At 68.8% G+C, this 26,672-nt stretch carries 24 protein-coding genes; 18 read left to right on the top strand and 6 right to left on the bottom strand.

The features are described from left to right. Window positions 1-139: 139 nt before the first annotated feature. Window positions 140-1,228, bottom strand: a complete 1,089-nt coding sequence (locus tag Bequi_RS07630) for an efflux RND transporter periplasmic adaptor subunit (RefSeq protein ID WP_249737344.1) — start codon at window positions 1,226-1,228, stop codon at window positions 140-142. 312 nt (window positions 1,229-1,540) lie between these two features. Between Bequi_RS07630 and Bequi_RS07625 the strand changes: the two genes are divergently transcribed. Continuing rightward, on the top strand, window positions 1,541-2,479 hold the full coding sequence (locus Bequi_RS07625; protein ID WP_249737343.1) for a GT-D fold domain-containing glycosyltransferase: 939 nt from the start codon (window positions 1,541-1,543) through the stop codon (window positions 2,477-2,479). After that, complete coding sequence (locus tag Bequi_RS07620) at window positions 2,476-3,381, top strand: glycosyltransferase family 32 protein (RefSeq protein WP_249737342.1); 906 nt, start codon at window positions 2,476-2,478, stop codon at window positions 3,379-3,381. Before Bequi_RS07625 ends, Bequi_RS07620 begins: the two co-directional genes overlap by 4 nt. Window positions 3,382-3,396: 15 nt before the next feature. Here the strand turns inward: Bequi_RS07620 and Bequi_RS07615 are convergent, their stop codons facing one another. Then, window positions 3,397-4,137, bottom strand: coding sequence for a glycosyltransferase family 2 protein (locus tag Bequi_RS07615; RefSeq protein ID WP_249737341.1), 741 nt, complete (start codon window positions 4,135-4,137; stop codon window positions 3,397-3,399). A 213-nt stretch (window positions 4,138-4,350) separates the two neighbouring features. On the opposite strand from Bequi_RS07615, the gene Bequi_RS07610 reads away from it, so the two are divergent. From Bequi_RS07610 to Bequi_RS07590, 5 genes are all read left to right on the top strand, one after another. Next, on the top strand, window positions 4,351-5,271 hold the full coding sequence (locus Bequi_RS07610) for a glycosyltransferase family 2 protein (RefSeq protein ID WP_249737340.1): 921 nt from the start codon (window positions 4,351-4,353) through the stop codon (window positions 5,269-5,271). A 122-nt stretch (window positions 5,272-5,393) separates the two neighbouring features. Further along, window positions 5,394-6,482, top strand: a complete 1,089-nt coding sequence (locus tag Bequi_RS07605; RefSeq protein ID WP_249737339.1) for a glycosyltransferase — start codon at window positions 5,394-5,396, stop codon at window positions 6,480-6,482. Next, window positions 6,479-7,426, top strand: coding sequence for a GT-D fold domain-containing glycosyltransferase (locus Bequi_RS07600; protein WP_249737338.1), 948 nt, complete (start codon window positions 6,479-6,481; stop codon window positions 7,424-7,426). Before Bequi_RS07605 ends, Bequi_RS07600 begins: the two co-directional genes overlap by 4 nt. Then, on the top strand, window positions 7,423-8,328 hold the full coding sequence (locus Bequi_RS07595) for a glycosyltransferase family 25 protein (protein WP_249737337.1): 906 nt from the start codon (window positions 7,423-7,425) through the stop codon (window positions 8,326-8,328). Before Bequi_RS07600 ends, Bequi_RS07595 begins: the two co-directional genes overlap by 4 nt. After that, window positions 8,328-9,410 (top strand): glycosyltransferase, encoded by a 1,083-nt coding sequence (locus tag Bequi_RS07590; protein ID WP_249737336.1) that lies wholly within the window; start codon window positions 8,328-8,330, stop codon window positions 9,408-9,410. The genes Bequi_RS07595 and Bequi_RS07590 overlap by 1 nt, the downstream gene beginning before the upstream one ends. Before the next feature lie 22 nt (window positions 9,411-9,432). On the opposite strand, the gene Bequi_RS07585 is transcribed toward Bequi_RS07590, so the two are convergent. The 4 genes from Bequi_RS07585 to Bequi_RS07570 form a co-directional block, all read right to left on the bottom strand. Then, the gene (locus Bequi_RS07585) at window positions 9,433-10,230 is read right to left on the bottom strand and encodes an alpha-1,2-fucosyltransferase (RefSeq protein WP_249737335.1); all 798 of its coding nucleotides are present in this window, start codon (window positions 10,228-10,230) and stop codon (window positions 9,433-9,435) included. Between the two features lie 138 nt (window positions 10,231-10,368). Then, window positions 10,369-11,256, bottom strand: a complete 888-nt coding sequence (locus Bequi_RS07580) for a capsular polysaccharide synthesis protein (protein WP_249737334.1) — start codon at window positions 11,254-11,256, stop codon at window positions 10,369-10,371. Continuing rightward, window positions 11,253-11,897, bottom strand: a complete 645-nt coding sequence (locus tag Bequi_RS07575; protein ID WP_249737333.1) for a WbqC family protein — start codon at window positions 11,895-11,897, stop codon at window positions 11,253-11,255. Before Bequi_RS07575 ends, Bequi_RS07580 begins: the two co-directional genes overlap by 4 nt. Then, window positions 11,894-12,517 (bottom strand): PIG-L deacetylase family protein, encoded by a 624-nt coding sequence (locus Bequi_RS07570; RefSeq protein ID WP_249737332.1) that lies wholly within the window; start codon window positions 12,515-12,517, stop codon window positions 11,894-11,896. The genes Bequi_RS07575 and Bequi_RS07570 overlap by 4 nt, the downstream gene beginning before the upstream one ends. 205 nt (window positions 12,518-12,722) lie before the next feature. On the opposite strand from Bequi_RS07570, the gene Bequi_RS07565 reads away from it, so the two are divergent. From Bequi_RS07565 to Bequi_RS14380, 11 genes are all read left to right on the top strand, one after another. Continuing rightward, window positions 12,723-14,465: a pyruvate dehydrogenase gene (locus Bequi_RS07565; protein WP_249737331.1), complete on the top strand. Its 1,743-nt coding sequence runs from the start codon at window positions 12,723-12,725 to the stop codon at window positions 14,463-14,465. Between the two features lie 129 nt (window positions 14,466-14,594). Further along, window positions 14,595-16,244, top strand: a complete 1,650-nt coding sequence (locus Bequi_RS07560; RefSeq protein WP_249737330.1) for a tyrosine-protein kinase domain-containing protein — start codon at window positions 14,595-14,597, stop codon at window positions 16,242-16,244. Beyond that, window positions 16,241-17,173 (top strand): glycosyltransferase family 2 protein, encoded by a 933-nt coding sequence (locus tag Bequi_RS07555; protein ID WP_249737329.1) that lies wholly within the window; start codon window positions 16,241-16,243, stop codon window positions 17,171-17,173. Before Bequi_RS07560 ends, Bequi_RS07555 begins: the two co-directional genes overlap by 4 nt. Continuing rightward, window positions 17,170-18,198 (top strand): CgeB family protein, encoded by a 1,029-nt coding sequence (locus Bequi_RS07550; RefSeq protein WP_249737328.1) that lies wholly within the window; start codon window positions 17,170-17,172, stop codon window positions 18,196-18,198. Before Bequi_RS07555 ends, Bequi_RS07550 begins: the two co-directional genes overlap by 4 nt. After that, the gene (locus Bequi_RS07545) at window positions 18,186-19,268 is read left to right on the top strand and encodes a hypothetical protein (RefSeq protein ID WP_249737327.1); all 1,083 of its coding nucleotides are present in this window, start codon (window positions 18,186-18,188) and stop codon (window positions 19,266-19,268) included. Before Bequi_RS07550 ends, Bequi_RS07545 begins: the two co-directional genes overlap by 13 nt. After that, window positions 19,265-19,978 (top strand): acylneuraminate cytidylyltransferase family protein, encoded by a 714-nt coding sequence (locus tag Bequi_RS07540; RefSeq protein ID WP_249737326.1) that lies wholly within the window; start codon window positions 19,265-19,267, stop codon window positions 19,976-19,978. The genes Bequi_RS07545 and Bequi_RS07540 overlap by 4 nt, the downstream gene beginning before the upstream one ends. Then, window positions 19,963-22,227 (top strand): N-acetylneuraminate synthase family protein, encoded by a 2,265-nt coding sequence (locus Bequi_RS07535; RefSeq protein ID WP_249737325.1) that lies wholly within the window; start codon window positions 19,963-19,965, stop codon window positions 22,225-22,227. The genes Bequi_RS07540 and Bequi_RS07535 overlap by 16 nt, the downstream gene beginning before the upstream one ends. Beyond that, the gene (locus Bequi_RS07530) at window positions 22,218-23,318 is read left to right on the top strand and encodes a glycosyltransferase (RefSeq protein WP_249737324.1); all 1,101 of its coding nucleotides are present in this window, start codon (window positions 22,218-22,220) and stop codon (window positions 23,316-23,318) included. Before Bequi_RS07535 ends, Bequi_RS07530 begins: the two co-directional genes overlap by 10 nt. Before the next feature lie 29 nt (window positions 23,319-23,347). Further along, window positions 23,348-24,604 carry an ABC transporter permease gene (locus tag Bequi_RS07525; protein WP_249737323.1) on the top strand — a complete coding sequence of 419 codons (1,257 nt, stop codon included), beginning with the start codon at window positions 23,348-23,350 and terminating at the stop codon, window positions 24,602-24,604. 81 nt (window positions 24,605-24,685) lie between these two features. Then, a complete protein-coding gene (locus tag Bequi_RS07520) occupies window positions 24,686-25,615 on the top strand; it encodes a glycosyltransferase family 2 protein (RefSeq protein ID WP_249737322.1) in 930 nt (309 codons plus the stop codon). Then, a complete protein-coding gene (locus Bequi_RS14380; RefSeq protein ID WP_249737321.1) occupies window positions 25,612-26,661 on the top strand; it encodes a glycosyltransferase family 4 protein in 1,050 nt (349 codons plus the stop codon). Before Bequi_RS07520 ends, Bequi_RS14380 begins: the two co-directional genes overlap by 4 nt. Window positions 26,662-26,672: the final 11 nt, after the last annotated feature.

Here is a 26,672-nt window from a genome sequence, read left to right as displayed (position 1 = left end):
ATCGGCGCCGTCTCCGGCTCTGCGGGGAGCAGGCCGATGGCGGCGGCGGTGTCGAAGCGCTCGCGGTCGGCGGGCTCGAACTGCTCGGTCGCGAGCTCCGGCCGATCCTCCGCGGGGCCGCGGGGCGGGACGGCGGTGCTCACCAGGGGCCCATCCCGCCCATGCCGGCCTCAGGGTTCTCCACTCCCGGGACGAACTGCAGGACCATGTCGCCCTCGTTCAGGCCGCCGGTGATCTCGACGACGGAGTCATCGCGCAGTCCGAGCGTGACGGGGACCGGGGTGGGCTCGCCAGTGGCCTCGTCCATCGTGTAGACCGTGCCGGAGCCGAGCTTCCCCTCGACGGCCGTGATCGGGAGGGTCAGCACGCCGCTGGCCGTGCCGAGGCCCACGGTCACCTCCACCGAGAGGCCGGGCACGATCTTGGTGCCCGCAGGTACCGGGCAGCGCAGAGAAGCGGCGGGCCCGCTCGAGGAGACGGGCATGCCGGTCATCGGATCGGTGGAGGTGGAGGGCTGCTGCGCGTCGGCCTCGTCGGCCGAGAGCTCCGTGATCGCGGGCGCCTCGCAGGGCACGGGATCCGGGGTGGTCGGCAGCTCGACGGTCGCGCTCAGCGGCACGTCGATCAGGCGCAGCTGCTGCTCGGGGGTGAGGTCGGCGACGATCGCGTACGTGCCGGGGGAGAGCTGGCCGATGGTGTCGCCGATGCTCACCTGCTGCTTCTCCAGCAGCTTCATCTCCGTCATCGTGCCGCTGCCGGTCGAGGTCACCTCGAAGTACTGGTACTTCGTGGCCACCGCCTTCGGGGCCTGGGCGGGCTTGTCGGGGTGGGTGAGGTTCCAGGCATCGGCGTCGGCCTGCGCCTTCGCCTCCGCTGCGGCGGTCGCCTTCGCGTCCTCCGCGCGCACCTCGAGGATGACGTCACCGAGGGCCACGGGGTCGCCGTTGTGCTTGGAGACCTTCGTGATCTCGCCGGCAGCGGAGGAGAGCACGGGCGTCGTGGCATCGGGCTTCACGGTCGCCGGCAGTTCGAGGGTGGAGGTGATGTCGGCAGGGGTCGCGGGCACCAGCGCATACTCGTCGTACGCGGCTGTGGGGGAGATGCCGTCCCCGCTCGCGCCGTCGGCGGCAGTGGCGGGGAAGAACGCCATGCGCACGAGCGCGGCGGCGATCAGGGCGAAGAGCACCATCCAGATGATGGGGAAGACGTAGCGGCGGGCCGTTTCCATGAGGACCTCTCGGAGCGCGGGGAAGGGAAGAGCGCCGGGCCGGATGGGGGTCCGCCAGGTGATGGGCTCCAGGCGCCGTCACCGGCTGTGACCTGGGGCATAGCAGGATCCTAGAGGCGCTGGTCGGCGCGCGGATCCGGTTTGGGGATGATTGGTACCCGGAGATGTCCCGGAGCGGGCTCAGCGCTCTCGGCTGCAATGCCCCCCGGTCCGCATCGCCTTAGGCCTCACGACCTGTGCCAGGATGACAGGCGCCGCAGCCGACTGCGCCCCGTCTCATCGTGGCGCTCCGAGGAATGATCGAGGTCAGCGATGCCATCCCTGAAGCGACTGGCGCGCCGCGCGAGCCGGCGGAGCGCTGCGCTGATCAAGCGCGCCGCCTACCACCCGGTCCTCATCCGCAGCCCGTTGAATCCTCTCGTGCGGGCCGGCATCCGGATCGCTGGGCCGGATGAGTCGGCGGAGTTGCTGATCGACAGCGAGAGGAGTCTGGCTCGATTCGGCGACGGCGAGTTCACGGTACTGATGGGGCTCGGTGCGACCCGGTTCCAGGACAGCAGCGCCGATCTCGCGGCACGGCTCGCCGAAGTCCTGGCCTCGGACCGGGAGGATCTCCTCATAGGGCTTCCGATCTGCCTCCAGGACACGCATGAAGCGCTGCCCGCGGAGCGCGTCTTCTGGGGCGACTACCTGCGGCGCAACGGCCGGCGTCTGCTATCCGTGGTGCCCCACCACCGCACGTACGCGGACGCGCAGCTCACCCGGCCGTTCGTGCCATACGGCGATCGCGATCTGGCACTTCGCCGGTTCGCGCGCCTCCAGGTGATCTGGAAGGACCGCGACATCCTCATGGTCGAGGGGGAGATGACGAGGGCCGGGATCGGCAACGATCTCTTCGACGGCGCCCGCAGTGTGCGGCGGATCATCTGCCCCGCGACCGATGCGTATGCGCACCTCGAGGAGATCGTCGGGGCGACTGTGGAGCACGGACAGGGAAGGCTGGTGCTGTGCTCCCTCGGCCCGACGGCCACCGTCGTCGCCCACGATGCGAGCGCCCGGGGGGTGCGATGCCTGGATCTCGGGCACCTGGACCTCGAGTACATGTGGGCGCTCGCCGGGACGCCCCGGGTGCCCCTGCGCGGGCGCTACGTCAACGAGATCCTGGACCAGGCTGATTCCGGACTGCTCCCGGAGGAGGCCGCTCTCTACGATTCGCAGATCATCGCTCGGATCGGGGTGGCACAGGCATGAGCAGACTCTTCGATGCCATTGCCGGAAAGGCTCGGGGATTCCAGAGGCGCCTCGCGCGGCAGCGCGGGAGCGCGGCGGACCGGGCGTTGCGCGCCGCCGCCGCGCGCGAGCCCTATGTCTATGACCGCGAGCGCTATGTGCATCACTACATGGAGGTGCGCACGCCCTCCTCGAGTACGTTCTCGGTCAACCACCTGGACCATGGTCCGGTCGTCGAGGCGGCTGCTCCGCTGGCCCCTGCGCCCCATGTGATCCATACGTTCTGGACGGGCTTCACGCCGATGAGCCCGACCCGTCGGCGCAATCTCGATGCGCTGCAGGCGATGAACCCCGAGGCGGAGCTGGTGGTGATCACCCCTGAGAACCTGGACCGGATCCTTGTCCCCGATCACCCTCTTCCGCCGGGATACGCCGGTCTGAGCGAGATGCATCGATCGGACTACCTGCGCTCGTACACGATGCTGTTCCACGGAGGGATCTACTGCGACGTGAAGGCGATGACGGCGCCCTGGGGTCCCACGGTCGAGAGGCTCAACGCCGATCCCGAGCTGTGGGCCGCCGGTCCCGAGGAGATCACGGCCGAGCACGCCTCGCCCGTGACCGGGCCGCTCGGGGACGACCAGCGCCGTCGCTACTTCGAGATTCCCAGCCAGATGGGCTTCGCGTTCAAGCCGGGCTCTCCGCTGGCCCAGGAGTGGTTCGACGAGGTCCAGCGCAGGATGCGCTATTTCGAAGATCTCCTGGAGCGCCACCCTGCGGCCTCGCCCCATGACTCGTCTGCGGACTATCCCGTGCCCTGGGCGGACCTCCATGGGCACGTGCTCTCGCCGCTGCTGCTGAAGTACCGGCCGCACGTGATCGCGGATCCGGACCTCCGATTCGATATCAGCGCGTATCGCTGAGTGCGGCGCGCCTCGTCAGCGGCTTCTTCTGCGCGACGCGTCTATCGCGCTCTTCAGGCTGTGGCGGCTGCGACGGATCTTCTCTAGCGCCCCCACGAGGAGTCGGACATGCGCGGGTGGACGGATGCCGATGAGGAGACGCTCAGCCACGTCAGTCTCGTGACCGGTCTTCTTCGAGAATTCAGGCGACGAGCTCGTCGTGCCCATATCCGTGCGGAACGGGGTCCTGATGAGAACGCCGTTCGCCTTTCGCTGGTGAGTGAGGAGCCAGTTGTCGCCGCCCCAGATCGTCAGCTCCTCGGGGATCGGGACATAGTTCTCTCGGCGCAGGCACATGAATGTTCCGTAGGTGACGACATACGGATCGGAATAGATGCGGGACCCGATTCCCCGGGCCTGGTCATCGATCGAGAAGCAGGTGCGGTCGGGGCCGATGATCCCGTACCGCTTCCGGCGGAGGAGCGCGGCGGCATGCGACAGCGCTTCGTCGCGGAAGCGCACGTCATCGTTGATGATCGCGAGCAGGGCTCCGCGCGACTCCCGCACCCCCAGGTTCCAGGCGGGGTTGACGAAGATGTTCCTGCCCGGCTGGAGCACTCGCACGGCACGATGGTCGAACTCGAGCGGCTCCTCGGCGTTGTTGACCACGGTGACCTCGTCCACATCCGGATGCGCTGCGCACTGCTCGACGATCGCCCTCAGATCTGACGATCGCTGCAGGGTCGGGATGATGACAGTGAAGTTCTCGGTGGACATGGGATTCCTCAGCAGGAGGGCACAGCGCGCTGCGCGAGCGGACCTGACTGACACTAGCCGAGGCGGACGCTCTGTCCGACTGCGCCCCTCTCCCGGCGGGGCCGGCTCTGCCAGAATGAGGGCATGGAACACCGATGGCGCCCCGCTGAGCCCTTGCACGTGCGTGCGGCGGGCAGGGCGCGACGGATCTTCGGGGGGGCGTGGCTGCGCGCAGTGCGCCGCTTCGGATACGGCTACGACGATCTCGCCGGGTCCTTCCGCTCCGAGAACGCGGATCTGATCGCCGCGGTCCGCGCGAAGATGGATCTGCCGGCGATCCCTGCTCGTCCCGGAAGTATCTGGGCAGTGGGGTTGGCCCGGAATGAAGCCGACATCATCGGCGAGACCGTGCGCCACCTCTGCTCGCAGGGCGTGGATGGCGTGATCGTGATGGACAACGGATCGGTCGATTCCACGGCGGAGGTGCTCAGGACGCTCTCCGGGACGCTTCCGGTCTTCGTCGGACAGGATCGCTGCTCGGCACACCTTCAGGCCATCAAGATGATGATCCTCTCCGACCATGTCACAGCGCATGGGGCGCGCTGGGTGGTGCCGTTCGATGCGGATGAGTTCTGGTTCGGCGTCGAGGGGACCCTGGCGGAGACTTTCCGGAGTTCACCAGCTCGAGTGATGCGCTCGCGGATGCTCAACGCCTTCCCGTATGGAAAGGGTGGCGAGGACTGGGTGATCGATCCCCATCAGCACCCCATGGGGAAAGTCGCGTTCCGCACCTCGACGACTGCTGTTCCCGAGGCGGGCAATCACGATGCCTTGCGGCGCGGCCTGCGACTGGGCGGCCTGGGTATCCTCCATCTTCCCTGGCGCTCGTATGACCAGATGCGGAAGAAGGTCGCCCAGGGTGCTCAGAGCCTGTCGCAGCCGGGGGTGAGAGCGTCCGAGGGCGCTCACTGGCGCCATCTCGGCTCGCTGGAGGAGGCTGGGCTGCGTGCCCAGTGGGAAGGGCTGCTGGAGGGGCGGCCCCAGCCCGAGCTGGGCTGGTACCCGCAGGGCGAGGTGCGGTCATTCACCCGTGAGGTCCCGAGCACGTGGCCGCAGATCGAGGCGCTGGTGCGACGAGCACCCAGATCGGAGTGAGGAGAGAACGCCAGACGTCAGCTCTTCGCGAGACGCTACCCACGATTCCCGCGGATCGCCCTGCGGCGACAGCGCCGCCGCATATTCTGATGGTCTTCACAGGTGGAGGAGAGGGGGTGCAAATGCGTTTCGCAGTACTGAGCGAGCACGATGCCGCGAGCTGGCGGGCTGCACATGCGCGCGGCGAACGGTCCAGCGCGCTTCCCTATGGCATCGATGCTCTCGAAACGAAGGGCCATCAGATCGCATTCGCGAAACAGAGCCCCTCCCCACGCCTGCGCCGTGCGTGGGCGAAGATCGAGCATCGCATCGGCGGGGATGTCGAGCGTCCGTTGCGTGCCCAGCGGCTCGCTGTCGGTGCCGACGCAGTGATCGGCCTGCTCGAGCAGCGCACCATCACCGCAGCCGCGGTGCGCCGCAAGCGGGTCGGTCCGCTCGGTCGGCGCCCGCTCATCATGCTGTCTTGCTGGCTCGCGCAATGGATCACGACCGCCGGCCCTTCGGAACGCTCCAGACTGATCGATCGCTACCGAGGAATCGATCAGATCGTCGTCTGGAGCCGGAATCAGATCGAGACGCTGGAGGAGGCGGGATTCGTGCGCGAGAGCCTGGGAGCCATCCCCTTCGGGGTGGACACTGCCTTCTATCGCGGCGAGGCGGACGCCCCTCGCAGCATCGATGTCCTCGCCGTAGGGCAGGACTCCGGTCGCGACTACTCCACGCTCTTCGATGCTGTCCGCGCTAGCGATCTCACCCTCGATCTGGTGTGCCGTCCGGAGAACCTGCGGGGCCTCGACGTGCCGGAGAACGTGCGCGTGCACGGGACGGTCCCCCACGCGCGGTACCGCGAGCTGCTGCGCTCTGCTCGGGTGGTAGCAGTTCCCACGCACGAGTTCCAGTATCCGACCGGCCAGTCCGTGGCGATGGAGGCGGCATCTGCGGGTGCGGCGGTGGCCGTCACGGGCACGCGACCGATGCGGGAGTACTTCGACGAGTCCGTCGCCCGACTGGTCGATCCGGGCGACGCTGCGGGCTGGCGCGATGCCCTGCAGGATCTGCTCGCCTCGGATGCCGATCGCATTCGCCTTGCCGGCGGGGGGCAGTGCAGGGCCGTCGAGCGCTTCGACACGGAGAGCTCCTGGGCCGCCTTCGATCGTCACCTCCGTGCCGTGGGGCTGACCGCGCCCTCCGCACTCGAGGGAGCTGCATGAGCGCGAACTCCTTCCAGCAGAGAGCGCGGGCCCTGGCCCGGAGAGCGGTGGGGGACCGCTGGAAGCTCGCGAAGAGCGCTCTCTACGCGCCTGCTCTGATGCGCTCCCGGGCGAATCCGCTGGTGCGGGCCGGGGTCTCGATCCTCGGCCCGGACGAGTCGATCGATCTCCTCGTGGATTCCGACAAGTCCCTCGCGCGCTTCGGCGACGGGGAGCTGGAGCTCATCATGGGGGTCGGAGGCCCCCGCTTCCAGAGGGGCTCCAGCGGCCTCGCCGAGCGCCTGCGCGAGGTGCTGAACAGCTCTCGGAGCGACCTCATGCTGGGCCTTACCCACTGCCTGGTCGAGACCGCCGGTGTCACCGAGCACGAGCGCCTGTGGTGGGGCGACTTCGTGCGCAGGCATGGCCGGCAGCTGGCCCGCGAGATCCCCTCCCGCCGCACCTTCCTCGACACCATGCTCACGCGGCCGTACATCCCGCATGACGACGTCGATCAGGCGATGGAGCGGTTCGGACGCCTGCGGCAGCTCTGGGCTGGTCGCGACGTGCTCTTCGTCGAGGGGGTGTACTCGCGGTCTGGGATCGGGAACGACCTGTTCGATGATGCTGCCTCGATCACCCGGCTCATCGGCCCCCCGTCGGACGCCTTCGACCACCTCGAGGAGATCGCGGCTGCGACCGAGGAGCTGGGTCGGGACCGCCTGGTGCTCACCTCGCTCGGGCCGACGGCGACGGTGCTCGCTCACGATGTCTCTGCGGCGGGGATTCGCTGCGTGGACATCGGCCATCTCGACATGGAGTACATGTGGGCGCGGATCGGTCGCGGGCGTGTTCCGCTCCCCGGTCGCCTCGTCAACGAGATCGCTCAGCAGGCTCCGCTCGACCTTGCACCGGAGCAGGCTGAGCTGCATGCCTCGCAGGTGGCAGGAAGGATCGGCGCATGAGCGGGAACGGGGGGCCAGGGGCGGCACGGATCGTGGCTCGCCGCGTCATCTCCGTACCGGATTCGCCCCGGAGGAATGCGTTCGAGGGCAACGGCGCAGCATCCACTTTCACGTTCTTCGATGCTTTCGACGCGCGCCGGGGCGGAGGGGAACAGCTCTTCGACGTGGAGGCTTATGCCCGGGAGGAGGGGCGAGCGCCGCTCGGAGGCGAAATCGGCTGCGCGATCAGCCATTACCTCGTGATGAGGGAGTTCGCCGAAGGCTCGGGCGCGGCGGATGACCTCATGCTCGTGGCAGAAGACGACGTGGTCTTCTCCACGCATCTCGAACCCGTGCTGCATAAAGTGGCATCCCTTATGCGCGCGGGCGACCTCGCCCTCCTCGCAGATCCCTACGGCGAGATGGACGTTCGTGATCGGCGCAAGCGCTCCGAGCGCGACGTGCAGCTCTCTCTGCTGGCCCGCCCTGTGGGCGGACGCCATCCCGCACACTTCCTCTTCGGTCATTACGAAGGGGAGCCCGCCGGGGCCATGCTCTATGCAGTCAGTCGGCGCGCTGCCGCTCTGTACTGCGCCTTCGTCGCCCAGCAGGGCCGGATCCAGTGGGCTGCCGATGACTACCGCAGGTGGGCCCTTCCTGCGGGGATCGACGTGCGGGTGCTGAAGCCGAACCTGGTCTCGTGCCGAGGGCCCTCTGAGATCGGGGTGACGGATGACCGGCACACCCCTGTGCTCACCGGCCCCCCTGGTCGTGCACCGGGCGACGAAGAGGATTTCTTGCAGTCCATCAAGTCGTTCATCGGCTTGCGCACGCGCGGGCTGATCTATCGCGGGATGGTGCGCGCGACGATCTCCGATGTGCGCCGCCGTCTCGCTTCTCGCCGCTACTGGAAGGCCCTCTGATGACCGTCACGTTCATCGCACCGGATCTGCCCCATCCCAGCGGCGGTCTGCGGGTGATCCACGCGCTGGCGGCGTCGCTCGATCGCCAGGGCGTTCCCGCGAAGGTGTGGCACGGGGATCGGTACCGAGTGCCGACGGGAGATCTCGCACCCGCTCCGGTGGTGTGTGCGGATTCTCTGGCATTCGTCCCCGGCGACATCCTCGTGATGACCGAGATCAACGCGCTGGCCTGGGCGCCCGAATTCTCCCAGGTTCCTGTGGTGCTCCACGTGCAGGGCCCCGATTTCGTCTTCGCCGGGATCGAGCCGGGAAGCACTGCGGCCCGAGCGCCGTATCCCGGATGGCCGAATGCGACGGCCGTGATCGCTGCCTCGCGCACCCTCGAGACATTGATGGAGGAGACTCTCGCGGGGCGCCTCCCGCTGTTCCGGATCCCCGTCGTGGTCGACACCGATCTGTTCGCGCCCGCTGAGAAGGACCAGCTGATCGCCTACATGCCGCGCCGGCGGATGGAGGAGATGGTTCCCGTTCTGAATCTTCTTTCCCGTCGAGAGGAGATGCAGGGCTGGGATCTCCTGCCCATCGACGGGATGACGCGCGAGCAGGTGGCTGAGGCGCTGGGGCGCAGCGCGATCTTCCTCTCCGGTGCCGAGCGCGAGGGATTCGGGCTGCCGGGGGCCGAGGCGCTCGCCGCAGGGGCGGCAGTCGTGGGCTTCAGCGGCCACGGCGGCACCGAGTACATGGCCGATGGACGCGCGACGGTGATCCCCGAGGGCGACGCCGTCGCGATGATGCGAGCGGTCCTGGCGGAGATGGAGGCATTCGAGAACGATCGGAGGGCCTGGGACTCGAAGCGCGAGGACGCACGGCAGTTCATCGGCGAGGAATTCTGCGGCGGCAGCCGCGATGCGGCAGCGCTCCGGGTGTTCACCCAGCTGCTCGCCGATGGTGCCCCTTCGCGGATCACTGAGTCTGTGGAGCTCCGGCACTTCTCCGCTTACAAAGTGCGCGGAGCGCTGCCACGGGCCCGTGTCGCCGTCCGGTCAGCCCTCGGCGGTCTGCGACGGCGCATTCGCGGCTGAAGGGTGGGGCGCTCCCGAGGGGTCAGCCGGGTCGATCGGCATCGGCCGTCTCGATGACGGTCCAGCGGGGATCGAGCTGGAAAGCTCGGCCTTCCGGCAGGTGGCGGGCGAAGAACGAGGGCATGATGATTCGTGCGTCCTCGAACATCGCGGTGGCGGCGTAGGCGCCCCAGTAGGTGAAGGTCGAGTTCGTACCTATCACCGCGCGGTGCCCGGCGATGGCGCGGAAGTTCGCGATGGCGTCCTGGGGGTCATATTCCACGCTCTCGCAGTGCCCGGAGAGCATCGCGCCGAGTGCGCTCCGGCACCATTCCGGGTCGTCGGAGACCACACGGATGCGTGGCAGTGCTGGCGCGGCCTCGAGCGCAGCGGCGAGGTACGCAGGAATGTCCATGCCGAGATCTGCGCGGAATCTCGCGACCGAGTAGTAGTCCCCGCGACGGATGTTCACGAGCAGCTCGTCCTGCGGTGCCGCAGACAGTCCCGGGAGGATCCGGTCGCGCAGGAAGCGGTCGAGGTCATCGGCCTCGAAATCGGTTCCGAAGCGCTGGTAGAACTGGCGCGAATGGTCCCATTCCCGCTCGTCGTTGAAGCGCACATCCTGAGGACGGATCGTGAGCTCCTGGAGTCGGGGGAACTCCTCCAGGAACGGATGCATGGACGCGCTGTGCAGCACGAAGCCGGGACGGCCGGAACGCGAGGCTATGTCGGCCTGCAGCCACAGATTGAGCAGGTTGCCGAAGCGGGTGCCGGCCGGAGGGCGGAAGACGATCCGATCGCCGCGGCGCACCGTGCGCTCCACGACATTCCGCCCGCGCACCAGAGAGTTGTAGATGCGAGGCCGGCGGGCCCGAAGCTCGTCACTGAGAAGCTGCATCCTGGGGGGATGTGGCATAGAAGTCGTCTCGCTTCTTCCGGGGGGGGGGTGCAGGAGCAGGGCGATCCGCAGAGAGGGCGGTCAGATGTAGCCGGTGAGAACAGGTGTGAGCGACGGCAGTTGGCGGATGTGGGAGGCGTGTTTGATCTGCAGCGGATGGAACACCTGCCCCAGCAAGGAGGACCACGGCACCGGATACTGGGGCCCTCCTGTTCGCTCACCGTTCGCGGGATGTGCCCTGAGCCGCGCGGCGAAATAATCCAGACGGCACTCCGTCTCCGTCAGCCATTCTGACGTGAGCGGGGTGCCGGGTCGTACAGCGTATGCACAGTTGCCGATGAAGCGCCAGTAGTTCGCCCGGAGCGCCTCCCCGATCCTGCCTCCCACCGGAGCCATTCCCCCGGGGGAGGGCTCGGGATACCCGACGGCCCACACCTCGGGATCGGACAGCATGGTGAACGCATCACCCCAACCCGCCCCTGACCTCTTCACGTCTGTGTAAGCGCCCCCGTGATGGTGCATCAGATACGTGCGCACATAGTCGGAGCGGTGGACCGCTGAGAGCTGCGGAAACGCACTGTGAATGGGGTGCTCATCCACCTCGTATTCACGAAAGCTCAGGTCATCTAGGAGGACGACCTCTGCTCCTCCCGCGTTCTCCCGGATCGATTGCAGGCCTCGGAGCCGATTATCCGACATCGGGGCATCGCCGCTCCAGTAGGCGAATATTGTCCGCGGCACGGGGGCGGGCTGCGGACGAAGCGGGAGCAGTCCTTCTTCGTGGAGGAAGAATGAGAACGGGAAGAAGCCGTCTTCGCCGCGGAAGCGGTCGAGGTCAGCTGGGAGCTGTCGGAAGCGTCCGATCATCCGCAGGCCGCGCGCTCTGGCCATCTCGCTTCGTTCCTGCAGCTCACGGCTTCCGAGCATTGCGTAATGCTTCGCGACACGTGCCCGCTGGAGAAGGCTCATGCGGTGGACTCGCGAAGGACGTTCTCCATCGGGTCATCCTCGTCCAGCAGCACCGTGACGATCGAGTCGCCGGTAGTGTGCTCGTGGCGAGACCATTCCAAGGCGATGCCGTGCTCAGCGAAGTCCGCTTCGGCCTCCTCGCCCATGTATGCCCGCCCGCCTGCGCCGGACAGGTAGGCGTCGCCGCCGACGGCCAGCACCTGCTCGATGAGGCGATCGGGACCGTTCTGCGCGGGGGGATCGGTGAACAGCAGAGGGGTGGTGATCCCCAGCATGTCGCGCACGATCTCGATCAGAGCGAGGTTCACCTCGTCGAGAGTGGTGCCCTGCGCGGCGTTGATCCGCTCCACGAGCTCGGTGCCGCGGTCCTTCCAGTGGCGCGCGGAGCGGTAGCGCCCGCCGATGATGTCCGTGAGGTTCATTTGCCAGCCCTCGCGCACGGAGACCTCGGTGATGGGCACGAGGGACGGCTTGCCGTCGAGCAGATGCGATGCCCAGCTGTCGCGCATCTTCACGCGGCGCTGATAGCCGTGCTTCTGGAACTGGTCGTGGCGGGAGACGATGAAGCCGTCGGAGACGGCCATCTTGTACCAGAACCCCGAATAGGGCAGCAGGTCGGGCTGGTGGATCGCGATTCTCATGCGGAGCGCACCTGCTTCACGAGGGCGTACTGCTCGGCGTACTCGAGGCCGCGGGTCTTGCCGACGGCGCCGGCGATGGCCTTGATCGCAGCGATCGGGTGCGGCCGGCTTGGAGTCTCCGAGACGTACTGCTCGCATGCGAGGGCTTTGAGGTCCGCCTGCTCCTCCGTGAGCGGCTCGAAGACGTTCCAGCGCAGGTCAGAGGGATAGAGATTCACGTCGTACACGGCGACGTCGTACACGAAGACCTGTGGGGCGCTCCAATGCCCCTCGCTCATGGAGAGCCGGGCCGAGCGCATACCCGCCTCGTACACCGCGATGTGGTCCTGGTGCACGGAGGGAAACGGGAGGTAGAGCTCCTCGGGCTGCAGCTCGCGGCACAGGGCGTCGACTCGCCCCACGAGATCTGGGATGTTGCGATCCACGAAGCCGTCGTCCATCCCGAACTCACGGGTGCTGCGCACCCCGAGCACGTCCATGGCTCGGGTGAACTCGTCCCGACGGATCGACCCGGAGTCGGCGGCAACCGCCACCGTGCACTCATGGGGGTGCTTTGCCAGCAGGCCGCCGCAGCCCATGCTCTCGTCGTCCATGTGGGGTGCCAGCACCAGGCGTCGCATCCAGGAATCCTTGCAGTGGGTGAACTCGGGCTTCCGGGCTGACGGGATCTTGAGCGCCGGATGCGAAGAGGCTATCCCAGGTGCCCGTTCCGTGCTGATTTCTCGGTGTCTGCGGTTTGGGATGCGTGCAGGGCCGAGCGATAGCGTGAAGTCCTCGAAGGCGCGCCTGCCGCCGCGCGCCATCCGACTTCTCAGGGAGGCCCCCATGGCACGCACCACCACCCTCGCCCGCCACCTCGTGACGCAGCTGCGCGACTGGGGAGTCGAGCGGATCTACGGGGTCGTCGGCGACTCGCTGAACCCCATCGTGGACGCCGTGCGCCAGACCGAGGGCATCGAGTGGTTCCACGTGCGCAATGAAGAGGCCGCCGCGTTCGCCGCCGGCGCCGAAGCCCGGCTGACGGGGAAGCTCGCCGTCGCCGCGGGCTCTTGCGGCCCAGGCAACACCCACCTCATCCAGGGCCTCTTCGATGCCCACCGCGACGGTGCCCCGGTGCTCGCGATCGCCTCCCACATCCCGAGCGGCAACATCGGCACCGGGTTCTTCCAGGAGACCCACCCCGAGATCCTCTTCCGCGAGTGCTCGCACTTCTGCGAGATGGTGAACTCCGGCCAGCACGGAGCGCGCCTCCTCCACCAGGCCGCCCAGACGGCCCTGGCGAAGAAGGGCGTCTCCGTGCTCGTGATCCCCGGTGATGTCGCCGACGAGGAGATCGAGCAGCCCTGGACCAAGGACCTCGCCATGCGCTTCGGCCGCATCCAGCCCGATGCGCTCGCCGTCCAGGAGCTCGCCGACCTCATCGAGCAGGCCGAGAAGGTGATGATCTTCGCGGGCGCGGGCGTGGAGGGCGCGCGCGAGGAGGTGCTCGCGCTCGCCGAGGCCGTGAAGGCCCCCATCGGCCACGCCTTCGGCGGCAAGGAATGGATCGAGTACGACAACCCCTTCGACGTCGGCATGAACGGTCTGCTCGGCTATGGCGCCTGCTACGACGCGATGCATGAGGCCGACCTCGTGCTCCTGCTCGGCACCGACTTCCCGTACACCGAGTTCCTGCCGCAGAAGGACGTGAGGATCGCGCAGGTCGACGCCGACGGCTCCCGGCTCGGCCGGAGGATCCCGCTCGACGCCGCGATCCACGGCGACGTGGCCCTCACCATCGAGGCGCTCATGCCGCTCATCTCGGTGAAGAAGAAGCGCCGCTACCTCGACGACATGCTGCGCAAGCACGAGAAGGCGCTGAAGGGGGTCGTCGCCGCCTACACGAAGAACGTGCAGAAGATGAAGCCGATCCACCCCGAGTACGTCGCCTCCGTGCTCGACGAGCTGGCCGACGACGATGCCGTCTTCACCGTGGACACCGGCATGTGCAACGTCTGGGCCGCCCGCTACATCACCCCGAACGGCAAGCGGAGGGTCTTCGGCTCCTGGCATCACGGGACGATGGCCAACGCGCTGCCCCAGGCCATCGGCGCCTCCGCCTCCCACCCCGGCCGCCAGGTGATCTCGATGTCAGGGGACGGCGGCCTCGGCATGCTGATGGGGGAGCTGCTCACCGTGAAGCTCCACCAGCTCGACACCAAGATCGTCGTCTTCAACAACTCGAGCCTCGGAATGGTGAAGCTCGAGATGCTCGTGGAGGGCATGCCCGACTTCGAGACCGACCATGCTCCCGTCGACTTCGCCGCCATCGCCCAGGGGGCGGGCATCCCCTCCGTGCGCATCGAAGATCCGAAGAAGCTGCCCAGGGACCTGAAGCGGGCGCTGGCGATGCCCGGCCCCGTCCTCATCGATGTCGTCACCGACCCTGATGCTCTCTCGATGCCGCCCAAGGTGACCCTGCAGCAGATCCGCGGGTTCGCGATGGCCTCCACGAAGGTGGTGCTCGGCGGCGGCGTCGGGAAGATGGTCGACATGGCCGCGAGCAACGTGCGGAACATCCCCCGTTGAGGCGGCTCGGCCTCCTGCGGGTGTGGTGACAGTCGCAGGGCCCGGCCCCTCCGCGCCGCACGCCCCGACCTATGATGGCAAGGACTATGGCATCGCAATTGCCATAATTCGACAACTGATGGGTGCCCCGTGACGATCGAAGAATTCCTCCGGATGCTGTTGCGCAACGCGCTGCTCCTGCTCGCGGTGACGGCACTCGGCGCGGGGCTGGGGTACGCGTACTCCTACACCAAGCCGGAGGTGTACGAGGCGCAGGCACTGGGCTTCGTCTCCGGTGCGACCGGCGCGGGCACGGGGGAGGGTCAGCAGTCGTACTCCAAGGCGCAGTTCTTCCTGCCACTGTTCACGACCAAGCCCGTCGCCGAGGCCATCGAAGCCAAGACCGGCTTCGCTCCGGGAGGGATCGAAGTCTCCCTCAACCCTGACGCAGCGATCATCACGGTCAACGCTCAGGCGGGATCGCCGGAGGCCGCTGCGGCGATCGCGAACGCGTCGATCGAGGCGGTCTCGGCGGAGGGTGAGAAGCTCGATCCCGGCACCGCGAACATGCTCGCGCCCTATGTGATCGCCAACCAGCCCGGTGCGCCCATCGGCCCGAATCGCACGCGGTTCGCCCTCGTCGGCGCCGTCCTCGGCCTCGCGCTCGCCATCGCGCTGGCGTGGCTGCGCAACCGCAACGACTCCCGCGTGCGCACCGTGGACGACATCCGAGCCTCCGTGGACGTCCCAGCCCTCGGCGTCCTGCCGGACGTCAAGGATCTCGCCCGCGGCAAGGATGGCCTGCTGCCCGAGCCCAGCTCGTTCCAGTCCCGCGAGGCCGTCCGCAAGCTCCGCACGAACCTGCAGTTCGTGAACGTCGACAACCCGCCGCGCTCGATCGTGGTCACCTCGAGCGCGCCCGGCGAGGGCAAGTCCACCGTCTCCGGCAACCTCGCCCGCGTCATGGCGTCCTCCGGCCGCCGCACGATCCTCATCGATGCGGATCTGCGCCGCCCGATGGTCGCGACGGAGTTCGGGATCGACGGGTCCGTGGGCCTCTCCCAGCTGCTCGCCGGCGCAGTGAGCCTGGACGAAGTCCTCCAGCCGATACCGGGCGGCCGCTTCTTCATCCTCCCCGCCGGGCGGATTCCCCCGAACCCCTCGGAGCTCCTGGGCTCGCGCCGCATGCACGACCTGATCGCCGAGCTCAGCCAGGAGTTCTTCGTCGTCATCGACGCACCGCCGGTGCTCGCGGTGACGGACGCCCAGCTGCTGAGCCGCCATGCGGACGGCACGATCCTCGTGGCCGTTCCCGGCCGTACCCGCGTCGAGGGGCTCACTCGTGCGGTGGACTCGATCCATGGGGTCGGCGGCGCCGTGCTCGGTGCGGTCATGAACCGCGCGTCGACCAGTCGCTTCAACCGCGTCGCGTACGGCGATGCGGAGTACGGCTACAGCTCCTACGGCTACTCGAGCTACGGCAAGAAGGGCTACGGCTACGGCTATGACGCTGCGACGCCCACGATGTCCGATGACGAGGTCGTGGCCGCGGATGAGCTGGAGCCGGCGGTCGGGCCGGGAGCGGTGAACGGTGCCCTGGCGGGATCGACCATCCCGGCCCGCGAGGGGGCTGTCGCACAGTCCGCTCCTGCTCCGCGGCCCGCGGTGAGCACTTCCGCTGCTGATATCGCTCCCGCGAGCGACGCATGGACCTCCCGCTCCGATGCGACCCGCGCTGACGGCGCCGGCCGTCGGCTGGGCCGCCGCGCGGCCCTGCCGAGCCAGGACGAGCAGCAGTGATCGACGGGCTCAGCGTGGTCGTGCCGGTGCACGGCCCGATCGAGCCCGTCCTGCCGCTGCTGGAGGCGCTGGTCGGCGGGAGCGTTCCCGAGGGCGACCGCCCACAGCGCGTGATCCTCGTCGATGATGCCTCTCCGATCGCCGTGGAAGCAGATCGCCTTCCTCAGGGAGTCGAGCTCGTCCGGCGCTCCGCCAACGGCGGCTTCGGGGTGGCCGTGAACACGGGGCTGCGCGAGGCGAGCACTCCGCTGGTCCTCGTCCTGAACTCCGACCTGGATCTCCCCGCGGGCTTCTGCCGACGGCTCGCAGAGCACGCCGCCCCCTGGCAGTCGGCGGTCGTCGGCTGCCGGAACGAGAGCGAGAGCGGAGCGTCGGGGTACGCGGCCCGCACCTGGCCGACGATCTCCCACCAGGTGGTGGAGTGGCTCATTCCGCTCGCCTCCCAGCGCCACCGCGACCTCCTCCATCGGGCCGTCGGCCATGATCTCTCGGCCGACCGCGGCACCGGCATGGTGCCGGTGGACTGGGTCTCCGGCGCCGCCCTGCTCCTGCCCCGCGAGGAGGTGCTCGCAGTCGGCGGCTTCGACGAGGGGTACTTCATGTACACCGAGGAGGTGGACCTCCAGCTGCGCCTGCGCGAGCGCGGGATCCCGGCTCTGCTCGACGCAGATCTGACCGTCGTGCACGCGGGGGGCGGCTCCTCCGGCACGGAGGCCCGTCGCCGTCGTTGGCTCGTCGGCGCGCGCATGCGCTATGCCCGCAAGCACGGGAACGTGCACGCCCTCCGCGCAGGGATGACGGCCGCCAGCGCCGCGAACCTGGTGTGGAACGCCGGGCGGCGGATCGCCGGCCGGGACGTGCGCCCGCTCGCCGTGCTCCGCGAGGAGCTCTCCCTGATCCACCGCGCAGGCAAGGACCTTCCCCGATGACTGTCACGCAGCCCGCGCCGCGACGCATTCTGCTGCTCTCCCCGGCCTTCCACGGCTACTGGAAGAGCATCGAGGATGCGCTCGTGCGCCTCGGCCACGAGGTGCGGAGCGTCCGCTACGACGCCTACGACACGGTGCCCGACAAACTGCGCCTGAAGGCGACCGTGGAGCTGCCCGATCGCCTGCGGCTCCCCGGGGATCGGCGCACCCCCGAGCGGCACCGGAAGACCGACCGCGTGATCGCCGCCCTGCGCGAGTTCCGGCCCGATCGCGTGCTCGTCGTCAAGGGCGACCTCCTCGATGACCGCTTCTGGGAGGCGCTGGGCGAGATCCCGCGCATCCTCTGGCTCTACGACGATCTGCACCGCCACGACTACTCGCGCGAGTTCCTGCGGGCGGTGGGCCCGGTGGTGAGCTACTCCCCGAGCGAGACGAAGGAGCTTGCCTCCGACGGCGTCGCCGCCGCTTTCCTGCCCGATGCTTTCGACCCGCACCGCGTGGCTGCCCCGGTCCAGCGGACCGGCGAGATCGCCTTCGTCGGCTCCGGGTACGAGAACCGGTACCGCATCCTCACGGACCTCCACGAGGCCGGCCTCCCCGTGCACGCCTGGGGACGCGACTTCTCGCGGCATCCCGTGGACCGCCTGCGCACTTTCTCCTGGTCGAGGCCCCCGATCGCGGCGTCCCGCGATGTGCCGCTGGACCGCGCCTACGAGATCGTGGGCGAGGCCGCCGCAGCAGTGAACATCCACGGCCTGCAGACGGGCCACGCGATGCGCACCTTCGAGATCCCGGGGATGGGCGGAGTGCAGCTCGTGGACCGCGAGGACGTCGAGATGTTCTACGAGGTCGGCACCGAGGTCGCGGTCTGGCGCAGCACCGAGGAGCTCATCGCGCTGGCGAGGCGCGCCGTGGAGGATCCCGCGTGGGGGAACGGACTGCGCGCGGCAGGTCAGCGCCGCACGCTCGCCGAGCACACTTTCGACCATCGCATGCGGACTCTGGAGGACCTGTGGCTGGACTGATCCACCCCGAGAGCATCGAGCTGTGGCGCGAATGGGCCGCATCGAGGGATCGCGCACGCCGCGCGAAGCATGCCGTCACCGATGCCGCACGCGCCCTGCGGCGCAGGGGCCAGGAGCCCGCTGAGGCCTCCGAGCCGGCGTGGATCCTGCATTCGCGCGAGGGCGAGGGCGAGGGCCGACTCCTCATCGCCGTCGACTCCGGCTCTCCGACCTCGCGCGCCTCGCTGCTGGCCTCCCTGCCCTACCTGAACGCCGGGATCGATGTGATCGCCCCGCAGGACGCCGCGCTGCCCGAGCTCGCTGGCGAGGAATGGTCCCGCACTCCCTTCGACTCGCCCCGCGACGCGGCGCGGGAGCAGACGGCCGCGGTCGTCTCCATCGGACAGCACCTGCCGGCCGGCGCCGCCACCCATTCGATCGCCCAGCGCCGCGGCCTCCCCGAGTTCGTGGTGCAGCACGGCGCGCTCACGCCCTACGCCCCGCCGCTCCCGCGCGACGCCGCCCTGCTGGCGTGGTCCGACGCCGACGCCGCCTTCTGGTCGACCCGCCGCTCCGACGTGCGCGCGGAGACGGTCGGATCGCAGCTGCTCTGGCAGGCCGCCCACGAGGACCGCGCCCCCGCGGCGCCGGAGGGGTGGGACGGGGATCGCCTGCTCTTCCTCGGCCAGCTGCACGGAGCTGAGCTCCCGCGCGCGGTCACCGGTGGCGCCGCGCGCGCGTTCTGCCGGGCGCATGACGCGCTCTATCGCCCCCACCCCTCGGAGACAGACATCCGCTCCCGGGCCCAGCACGCCCTGTGGCAGCGTCGCGGGATCGCGCTCGCCCCCACCGACGTGGCGCTCAAGGATCTGCCCAATCCCGTGGTCGCCGTGTTCTCGACCGGGGTCCTCGAAGCCGCGGTGCGCGGCCGCGACGCCTGGGTGTACGCCCCGAAGGCACCCGCCTGGGTGCACGAGTTCTGGGAGCGCTACGACATGCGTCCGTTCGGCGCCGAGCCCACCCCCGCACCGGATGCCACCGGCGAGGAGCCCGCAGCGAAGATCGCCCGCATCCTGGAGGAGGCCCTGTGACTGCCCTCGCCGTCATCCCCGCGCGCGGAGGCTCCAAGGGCATCCCGCGCAAGAACCTCCTGCCCGTCGGCGGGCAGCCGCTGATCGCGTGGACGATCCGCCAGGCGCTCGCGGCGAACGAGGACCGCGAGGGCGACGTGATCGTCGCCGCCTCGACCGAGGACGCCGAGATCGCCGAGGTCGCGGCCTCGTACGGGGCGCGCGTGATCGAGCGCCCTGCCGAGCTCGCCGAGGACACCACCCCCACCGAGCCCGTGATCCTGCACGCGATGGACGTGATCGAGGCCGAGGGCACCGCTCTGGACGCCGTCCTGCTGCTCCAGGCGACCTCGCCCGTGCGCCGGCCGGACACGATCCGACGCGCGATCGATCAGTTCCGCGAGACCGGCGTCGAGTCGCTCGTGGGCGTCGTCCCGGAGTCCCCGTTCTTCTGGCGGCCGCCGTCGGCCCCCGGCGAGAGCGCGACCGCGGCCTACGACCCGCAGCACCGCCCGCGCCGCCAGGAGCTCACTCCTGAGCAGATGCACTACTTCGAGAACGGGAGCCTGTACGTCACGGCCCCGCACATCTACCGCACGCTCGGCAACCGAATCGGCGGCCGCACAGACCTGTTCGTCCTCGACGAGGTCGAGGGCGTGGACATCGACACGGTGGCTGACGTCGCCGCCGCAGAGAGCATGCTCTCGAGACTCGGATGGAGCATCCCGTGATCCTGGACCGCACCACTGCCCCGTACATCGTCAACACCGAGGCCAGCGTCCTCGAGGCGCTGCGCGTCATCGGGGAGAACAAGGCGCGCGTCGCCTTCCTCGTGGACCCCAGCGGCGCCGTGCGCGGCGCCCTCACCGACGGCGACGTGCGCCGCTGGCTCGTCGGCCAGACCACCCCCGATCTCGCCGCGCCCGCGCTGGAGGCCGCGAACACGCAGTTCCTCTCGGTCGCCGAGGGCACGCCCGTCGAGCGGATCGCACCGCTGCTCACCGGCGGCGTCACGCGCATCCCTGTGCTCGACGAGCGCAGCCGACTGGTCGCGATCGCCTCGCCCGCGAGCCGCACCTTCACCATCGGCCGCCACACCGTCGGCGAGGATCAGCGCGCCCTGATCATCGGCGAGATCGGCAACAACCATCAGGGCTCCGTGGAGCTCGCGAAGGAGCTCGTGGACCACTGCGTCGCCGGGGGCGTGGACGTCGTGAAGTTCCAGCTGCGCGACATGGCGGCCCTGTACCGCTCCGGCAGCGGCGCCGACTCCTCCGGCGAGGACCTCGGCCCGCAGTACACGATGAACCTGCTGGCCAAGTACACCCTCAGCGTCGAGGACATGCGCACAGTGCTCGACTACTGCGCCGAGCGGGACATCGACGCGATCTGCACCCCCTGGGATGCGCCGTCGGCCGACGCCCTGCACGCCTACGGCGTGCCGGGCTACAAGATCGCCTCCGCAGATCTCACGAACCACGAGCTGCTGCGTCAGGTCGCCGGCTTCGGCGTCCCGATGATCGTCTCCACTGGTATGAGCACGGAGCAGGAGATCACCGGAGCGGTCGAGGTGCTGCGGGCGGCGGGCGCCCAGTTCGCGCTGCTGCAGACGCAGTCCACCTACCCGGCGCCGTTAAAGGACGTGAACCTGCGGTACATGGATCGCCTCGCGGAGCTGGGCGACGGGATCGTCGGCTATTCGGGCCACGAGCGCGGCTGGCACGTCCCGGTCGCGGCCGTGGCGCGCGGCGCCGCGATCATCGAGAAGCACGTGACCGTGGACAAGTCGCTCGAGGGCAACGACCACAAGGTCTCCCTCCTGCCCGAGGAGCTCGCGCAGATGGTGCGCCAGATCCGCGACCTCGAGGAGGCCCTCGGCTCCGATCAGCCGCGCGAGCTGTCGACCGGCGAGCTGATGAACCGCGTGAACCTCGCGAAGTCCCTGGTCGCCGCGCGCGATCTGCGCGTGGGCGATGTGGTGACCGCGGCCGACGTCGAGGTGAAGAGCCCGGGCCGCGGGCTGCAGCCCGACCAGAAGGACGTGCTGATGGGCTCGACCCTGTTCCGCGACGTCCCGGCCGGGGACTTCTTCTACCCGGGCGACCTCGCCGGCACCGCCCAGCAGCGCAGCGAGTACGACTTCCGGCGCCCGTGGGGACTGCCCGTGCGGTTCCACGACTTCCGCGCGCTGATGGAGGTCTCCGCGCCCGACTTCCTCGAGTTCCACCAGTCCTACAAGGACATGGAGCTGGATCCCTCGACGTTCTTCGAGCCCGGTGAGAAGCTCCCCCAGTTCTTCACCATGCACGCCCCCGACCTCTATGCCGGGGACTTCCTCATCGACCTCGCGAGCCCCGACGAGGCGATCTTCGAGCGCTCGATCGTGGAGGTGCAGACGGTCGTGGACATGGCGCGCGACGTGCGCCGCTACTTCATGTGCGCGGAGGATCCGATCCTTATCGTCACGATGGGCGGCTTCCTCCCCGACCACCACGTCGCCCCCAGCGAGCGCATGGCGATGTACGAGCGCGTGCAGCAGGGCCTCGCGCGGATCGACGAGGAGGGCGTGCGCCTGACGGCGCAGACCCTCCCGCCCTTCCCGTGGCTCATGGGCGGCCAGCAGTTCCACAACCTCTTCATGGAGCCCGAGGACACCGTCTGGTTCTGCGAGAAGTACGGGCGGCGCCTCACCTTCGACGTCTCCCACACGAAGCTCGCCGCGAACTTCGCGAAGCGCCCCTTCAGCGAGTACATCGACCTGATGGGCCCGTACACCGAGCACCTCCACATCGTCGACTCGATCGGCGTGGACGGCGAGGGCGTGCAGGTGGGCGAGGGCGAGGTCGATTTCAAGGACCTCGCCGAGCGCATGGACCGCCTCGCCCCGAAGGCCCCGTTCATCCCCGAGATCTGGATGGGCCACGTCAACAACGGCGAAGGCTTCTTCACGGCGCTCGATCGGCTGCAGAAGTGGTTCTGAGCGGCGCATCGGCGCCGCTCGCCCTCTGGTACGTCCCCGTGCCGGAGATCGGCGGGGTGGCCAGGCATGCGCTCGACGCCGTGCGGACGGGCATCCCCGGATTCCGGATCGTCGTGCTGTGTCCGGAAGGCCCGCTCGCCGCGCAGCTCCGGGCGCTGGGTGCGGCTGTGCTGACGGGCCCCGTGAGCCCTGCCGACGGGGCGCGCACGGCGATCGCGGAAGTGCGCCGGGTGCTCTCGCGGCTGCGCCCGGACGTGCTGCATACGCATCTCGCCTTCGCCGATATCGCGGGAGCAGCGGCCGTCACGGGACTTCGCTCCGGAGCGGGCCGACGGATCCGCCTGGTGAGCACCGAGCACGGGATCTCCCCGCGCCGTGGGTACTACCAGTCCAGTGCGGCCGGGGCCGCAGTCAAGGCTGCGGCGCATCGCGCGCGCCTGCACCGCACCGACCGCGTCATCGCCGTCAGCCAAGCCACCGCGCGGGAGATCCGACGTCAGTGGGGGAGCGGCGCCCCCGTCTCCGTGATCCGCAACGGCGTGGACGCGCCCGCCCAGAGCGCAGCCCGCGAGCCGGGGCTCCGCGTGCTCTCCCTGGCACGCCTCGCTCCGGAGAAGAGGATCGATGCCCTCCTCGAGGCGTTCGCCCTCGTGCATGCCTCGCACTCGGAGGCGCGGCTGACGATCGCCGGGGAGGGCGAGCGGGAGGCGGCGCTGCGCGAGCTGGCTCGCAGGCTCGGACTCGCGGGAGGAGAGGAGGCCTCGGTCTCTTTCCCCGGGCACGTGGATGCCGCCGAGGCCCTCGCCGCGCATGATGTCGTGGTGCAGCTCTCCGACTCCGAGAACCTCTCGTACACGCTCCTGGATGCCGTGGCGTCCGGGCTCGGCGTGGTGGCGACGCCCGTTGGCGGGAACGCCGAGATAGTGCCTGCGCGATGCCTCGTGTACGCCGCGAACAGTCGCGGAGTGGCCGCTGCGATCCTCGCCCAGGGCCTCGACGTGACGGCGCGGCCTCGGCCGGGGGAGGATGACCAGAGCGTCGCGGGGATGTGCACGGCTATCGGCCGCGAATACCGGGAGGCCTTGGCATGAGCAGAACCGCTGCGCCGGCGCGGCCTGTGGTGAGCACCGGAGTCCGTCGAAAGTATCTGGTCGGCGAATCCGCGTGGATGCGAGAGGGCGCCACCGATGCCCTGCGCACCATCGGAACGATCCGGATACCGGAGTTCGTGCTGTTCTTCCTGCTCATCTTCGAGGGCAGTTATGGCCTGCCGATCCCGTTCGACATCGCGCAGTTCTCCGCGATTCTCCTGTGCGGGCTCGTGTTGTTTCGTCGCCCATTGTTCGAGCTCGGCGGTCTGCAACGACTAGTGCCGACGTTCGCTCTTGCGCTGCTATACCTCGGCATAGTCTCCATGTTCGCGAGCCCGACGGAAGAAGCCGGGGACTGGACGCGGCGGATCTTCCGTATGACGCTCGTCCTGGTGATGATCTTCTGCCTGGCCTCGGGCCGGCTCGATCTGCGGTCTGGTCTCCTGGGACTTTTTGCGGGCACAGTATTCAACCTGGTCACCTTCTATGCCGGGCTGGCTCCCGACAATTACGGCGGCGTCCTCTCGGGTTGGTTCTTTGACAAGAATGTTGCAGGCCTCGGTCATGCAGTCTACGGATTCCTCGCGGTATTCGCTTTCCAGAAGCGGTGGACGCGTCTTCTCGCGGGAATGTTCGCGCTCGGAGCCACCTACCTCACGGGGTCCAGGACGTCGATCGCGGCGTTGGGTGCGGCGTTCATTTGGTACTTCGTGGCGCCGAAGCTGCCGCTCCTCGGTCGCTATGTGCTGGGCGCTGGTATTTGGTTCGGATTCTCAGCGTTGCAGGAGGACTTCTCCCAGGTGGGGCAGTTCTCCGATCGCAAGGGCTCGGACCTGCTCCGCGCGCGCATCGATGCCGCCTCGGAGATCCGCGTGCATCAGACCCCCTTCAGTGGCCAGGGGCTCGGCGAGGCATACGTCGATGTCCAGGGCCAGCACTTCTTCTTCCACAACTCGTACTGGACGGCGATCGTCGAGGGCGGCTATCCGTGGCTGATCTTCATCGTGGTGTTCACTGTGATGGTCGGGATCCGGCCGTTCGCACGGCAGCTCACCCGCTGGGAGTTCGGTGCCCAGGCGGCCACGATCATCCTGCTTCTGTGCTCCTGGAGGCTGGGCGAGGTGTTCCTCACCGCCGAGTGGGGGGTTGTGATGGCGTTCGCGCTCCAGGCGCGCTGGACCGCGCAGCGCGACTCGCAGCTCGAGTCCGGACCGGGCTCCTTCCAAGGGACTCTGAGTCCGGAGGGCCGAGGGGCCGGGCTCGGTGCCGCCCCTGGCCGGCGGTGACAGGATGGACCCGGTCGTGGATGCCCCAGCGGACTCTTCGAATGAGCGGGTCTCTTCCTTCAGAAAGGTCGGTGTTCTGCCGTGATAGAACCTGTCTTCTCCGTCGTCATCCCCGTGCTCAACGGTGCTGAGACGATCGAAGAGGAGCTCGACGCGCTGGCCGGGCAGCAGGGGGTTGATTTTCCCTGGGAGGTGATCGTCGCGGACAACGGATCGACGGACGCCACCCGGGATATCGTCCGTGCGCGCGTCGAGGGCTTCCCGGCCGCGCTCCGACTCGTGGACGCCTCGGCTGTTCGGGGTGCCGCGTTCGCGTGCAATGCCGGGGCGGTGGCGGCGGTGGGATCTTCACTGGCCTTCTGCGCGGCCGATGACCGGGTCGGTCCCAGATGGGTCGCTGCGGCTCACGAAGCCCTTCAAGGCGCCGAGGCCGTCGGCGGCCCGATACGACAGCTGCGGACGCCTCATGATCCCAATGCGCCGATCCTCCGCTATTCTATCGAGCACGCGATCCGAGGGGACTGCCCTGTCATCGTCGGCACCGGCAACCTCGCGATGCGACGTGACGCGTTCCTCCGCGTAGGCGGCCTCGACTTCTCCATGACGCGCTATGGCGGGGAGGACAACGAGTTCGCGCTTCGAGTCATGCAGGCTGGTGTGAGACCGGCGATCCGGGAAGATGTCACTCTATTTTTCCGGAGCGCTCCGACCCTCCGCACCGAGATCCGGAAGATTCTTGGCTCTGCTGGGGCTGAGGTGGATATCTGGAGGAAGCATCCCGATCAGTTTCCGTTCGAGAACGGCCGTGGCTGGCTTCTTGCTGTCTTGCGTGAATATCCGGGGCTGATGTTGCACGACCTTCGGAATCGCAACCCCCGGAGCGCCGTCCGATTCACTCTTCGACGCTTAGGAAATATCCGCTCGAAGCTCACGGGTAGGAGGCGGCCCCTCCCTCCTCCCCGTCTGATAGACCAGGTCGAGATGCCCCGTGACATCACCAAGGCGCCGTGAACGCCGCTCGGATCGCGATCGCCACCAACAACGGTGACATGGGAGGCGGCGAGGTGATGTTGTTGAACATCGCCGAGGCGCTGCGCTTCTCAGGCATCGCTGTGACCGTCGTGGGCCCTCGGGAGCCCGGCGGACTGGTCGAGGCGGCGGAGGAGCGCGGATTCTCGACGACGGTTCTGCCGGCATCCGGCCGCGCCGCCTACATGGTTCAGCTCGCGCTCTGGAGGCTGCGGAACCTTCGCGTGCCCCTGTGGTGCAACGGGCTCGTGCCTTCCGCAGCCACAGCCGGACTCGGGCCCCGCTTGGTGCATCTGCACATCATCCCGGAGGGGGCAAACGCCTTGGTGGCGCGGGTCGCGCGCCTCGGGGCCCGACGGGTGCTCGTGCCGAGCCGCTTCATGGCGCGCGAGATCCCCGGCACCCACGTGCTTGAGAACTGGACCGAGGATCTGCAGCGGGCTGTCCGCCGGCCCGCCCTGCAGGAAGGCGGACCGGTGAGGATCGGATTCCTCGGTCGTCTGATCCGCGACAAGGGAGCGGACGTGCTCGCCCGGGCAGTGCGCGAGCTGATCGAGGTGGACGGACTGGACATCCGGCTCGTGCTCGCAGGGGAGAACCGCTTCGGCTCTCCTGAGGATGACCGCGCGCTCGCCGCCGCTCTGGACGGGATCGAATCGCACGTGGAGCGTCTGGGATGGACTGACCGGGATGCATTCTTCGCCGGGGTGGACCTCGCAGTCTTCCCGAGCGTGTTCCCCGAGCCGTTCGGTCTCGTCGCCGCCGAGGCCATGGCCTCGGGCACGCCCTTCGTCATCTCCGACGCCGGGGGCCTGGCAGAGGTCGCCGGCCCCGATCATCCGTGGGTGGCGCGTGCGGGGGACCACCGGCACCTCGCCGCCGCGATCCGCTCCGCCCTGCCCGTGCTGCAGGATCCCGAGCAGCGCGCCGCGATGCTGGGTGCGGCGCGCGCCCGCTGGGAGGAGCTCTACAGCCCCCCGGAGGGCGCGCGACGGGTCCAGCGCCTTCTCTCCTCGCTCGTCGGCTGACAAGGAGCCAC

The sequence above is a fragment of the Brachybacterium equifaecis genome, assembly GCF_023509525.1.
GTDB lineage: Bacteria > Actinomycetota > Actinomycetes > Actinomycetales > Dermabacteraceae > Brachybacterium > Brachybacterium equifaecis.
Note: the sequence above shows the minus strand (reverse complement) of the source record. Positions and strands in the feature narration are given on the sequence as shown.